We start from the raw sequence: 2,779 nt of genomic DNA, 5'->3' as shown, positions 1-2,779 counted from the left end.
CCCGCGGCCCGCGCCAGGACGGCGGGGGCCGGCCGGGACGAGCGCGGTCCGCGTTCGCGCACCGCGCCCCACACGGACCGCAGTCCGTCCGCGAGGTCGCCCTCGATGTCGAGGTCGCCGGTGATGTAGGCCTCGGCGAGGCCGAGTTCACCGGGCTGCCACAGCAGGCGGCGCAGCGCGCGGCGTGAGCGGAGCACCACGACGGGTGCGTCGGGAGCCCCGGGGGGAGCGGTCTCGCTCCCGTCCCAGGCGCGCAGCCGCAAGGGCGGCGGGTCGCCGAACAGTTGTCCGAGCAGTGGCGAGAGCCGGTGTGCGGCTCCGTCGGGGTTCATCGTGCGGTCTCCTCCGAAGCGGGCTTGGCGAGCAGCAGTTGCCGCACGTCGAGGTAGCCGGAGCGGAACCCCGCCTCGGAGTAGGCGAGGTAGAAGGTCCACATCCGCTGGAAGGTCGTATCGAATCCGAGTGCGCCGGCCTCCGCCGCGCGTTCGGTGAAACGCTCGCGCCACAGCCGCAGGGTCTCCGCGTAGTGCGGCCCGAAGCTGTCGTGCCGGGTCATGCGCAGGGCGGTGGTGCTCTCGGTGGTGTGCGATATGGCGTCGAGAGAGGGGAGGAGGCCGCCGGGGAAGATGTACTTCTGTATCCAGGTGTAGGTGTGCCGGGTGGCGAGCATCCGCTCGTGCGGCATGGTGATGGCCTGCAGCGCGACGTGGCCCCCGGGGGCCAGCAGCCGGTCCAGGGTGCGGAAGTAGGTGCCCCAGAACTCCGCGCCGACGGCCTCGATCATCTCGACGCTGACGATGGCGTCGTAGGAACCGGTCAACTGCCGGTAGTCGCACAGCAGCAGGGTCACCCGGTCCTCGTGTCCAGCCGCCCGTACGCGCTCACGTGCGAGGTCGAGCTGTTCCTGGGAGAGGGTGGCGGTGACCACCTCGGCGCCGCGGTCGGCGGCGCGCAGGGCGAGTTCACCCCAGCCGGTGCCGATCTCCAGCAGCCGGGTACCGGGACCGACCTCGGCAAGGTCCAGCAGTCGGTCGATCTTGCGCCGTTGGGCGGCCGCCAGGTCGGGCCAGCTGGTGGGGAAGCCGCGGAAGAGCGCCGCGGAGTAGCTCAGCGTGTCGTCGAGGAAGAGGGCGAATAGGTCGTTGGACAGGTCGTAGTGGCGGTGGATGTTGTCGCGGGTGTGCTCTTCGGTGTTGCGCTGGGTGGCCGGCTGCCGCCGTGCCCACAGGGCACGCATCCGTTGCAGAGGCCGCGGCACCAGGCCGGTGACGTGCTCCGCGAGGACGGCGAGGACGCCGACGAGGTCGGGTGCTTCCCACTCTCCCGCCATGTAGGACTCGCCGAAGCCGATCAGTCCGGCGTGCCCGATCCGGCGGAAGAAGGCGTCCGGATCGTGCAGTTCCAGCAGGGGGCCGCCTTGGCCGAGAGTCTCGCCGCCGGCCAGGCGTACCCGCAGCGGGAGCCTGGCGACGGCGCGGCGCACGATCCGTTCGGCGACGGCGCCGCGGACGCGTGCGGCCCGTGGGGCATTGGCCACATCCGGCCAGCGCTGGGGATCTACCGCCGGCTTCGGCGGCGATTCCGGTGCAGTGTAGGTGCTCACTCCAAACCCTCCTGGGTCCGGTGTCGGGGACGGGGTCGCACGGGCAGGCCGCGCAGATACAGCCGGATGCCGTGCAGCCGGATGGCGGCGGAGACGGCGAGCGTCGGCCACGGGTGCCGGGCGGCGGCCCGCAACAGCGCGGGGACGGTGGCGCTTTGCCTTCGGCCCCGTACGGTCGCGGTGAACGGCCTCCCACCGGCACGGTCCAGATGCACGGACAGCCGCAGCGTGCCTCCGGGCTCCGGCAGGCGCATCGTGTATCCGCCGTCGACAGGGAAGAACGGCGAGACGTAGAACTCCTTGTCGACGGTGGCCACTCCGGCGTCGTCGGTGTGCAGCAGGTAGCAGTGCCGCTCGCCGTAGGTGTTGTGCACCTCTGCCACCACACAGCTCAGCGCGCCGTCGGCCTGGTGGCACCAGTAGAGGGTCAGCGGGTTGAAGACGTGCCCCAGCACACGGGCATTGGTCAGCATCAGCACCCGCCCGGTGGGCGCCGCCACACCACGGGCGGCCAGGAACCGCTCCAGTCCGGCCCGGATCGTGGCGGCCGTACCGCCGAAGTGGTCGCGGGCCTCGAAGCGGGCGAGCGGGCCCAGCGGGCGGGGCAGCCGCGGCAGTCGGTCCAGGTCGGCCAGCCACATGTACGTGCGGTGCCGCACCGTGTGACGCACCGGCCGGTTCCGTACGTGCGTCACCAGGCAGCGGTACAGGGCGGGGGCGGCAGAGGTTGCCGGGGAGGGGGCAACGGTCACCAGCGCACCCCCAGCGCCTCGGCCGCGGCGACGCCCGAGCGGCAGCCGTCCTCGTGGAAGCCCCAGCCGTGGTAGGCACCGGCGTAGGCGGTGACAGCCGTGTTGAGTTCCGGCAGCCGGTGCTGGGCGGCCACCGACTCCGGTGTGTAGACGGGGTGTTCGTAGACCATGCTCGCCAGCACCCGCTCGGTGTCCACACGGTCCGCGCCGCCGAGGGTGACCAGGTAGTCCTCAGGGGCGTCGAGACCTTGCAGCCGGTTCATGTGATAGCTGATGCGGACCGCGGCGGCGGGGGTTCGGCAGGACGGCATCAGGTAGTTCCAGGAGGCGCGGGCCGCGCGGGCGCGCGGCAGCAGCGAGGCGTCGGTGTGCAGCATCGTGGGGTTGCGGGAGTAGCGGAAGGCGCCGAGGACCTGGCGCTCCG

Annotated in this window: 2 protein-coding genes and 2 pseudogenes; all 4 read right to left on the bottom strand. The window is 72.1% G+C overall.

Annotated elements, in window-relative coordinates:
* Nucleotides 1-332 (bottom strand): annotated as a pseudogene (locus ACRDP3_RS04150) (SAM-dependent methyltransferase); the annotation flags it as partial.
* Nucleotides 329-1,603 carry a class I SAM-dependent methyltransferase gene (locus ACRDP3_RS04145; RefSeq protein ID WP_431515432.1) on the bottom strand — a complete coding sequence of 425 codons (1,275 nt, stop codon included), beginning with the start codon at nucleotides 1,601-1,603 and terminating at the stop codon, nucleotides 329-331. The gene ACRDP3_RS04145 and the pseudogene ACRDP3_RS04150, both read right to left, overlap by 4 nt.
* Nucleotides 1,600-2,355, bottom strand: a complete 756-nt coding sequence (locus tag ACRDP3_RS04140; protein ID WP_431515431.1) for a DUF1365 domain-containing protein — start codon at nucleotides 2,353-2,355, stop codon at nucleotides 1,600-1,602. Before ACRDP3_RS04140 ends, ACRDP3_RS04145 begins: the two co-directional genes overlap by 4 nt.
* Nucleotides 2,352-2,779 (bottom strand): annotated as a pseudogene (locus ACRDP3_RS04135) (amine oxidase); the annotation flags it as partial. The gene ACRDP3_RS04140 and the pseudogene ACRDP3_RS04135, both read right to left, overlap by 4 nt.

Origin of the sequence: Streptomyces sp. (assembly GCF_050698815.1) — a bacterium.
GTDB lineage: Bacteria > Actinomycetota > Actinomycetes > Streptomycetales > Streptomycetaceae > Streptomyces.
Note: the sequence above shows the minus strand (reverse complement) of the source record. Positions and strands in the feature narration are given on the sequence as shown.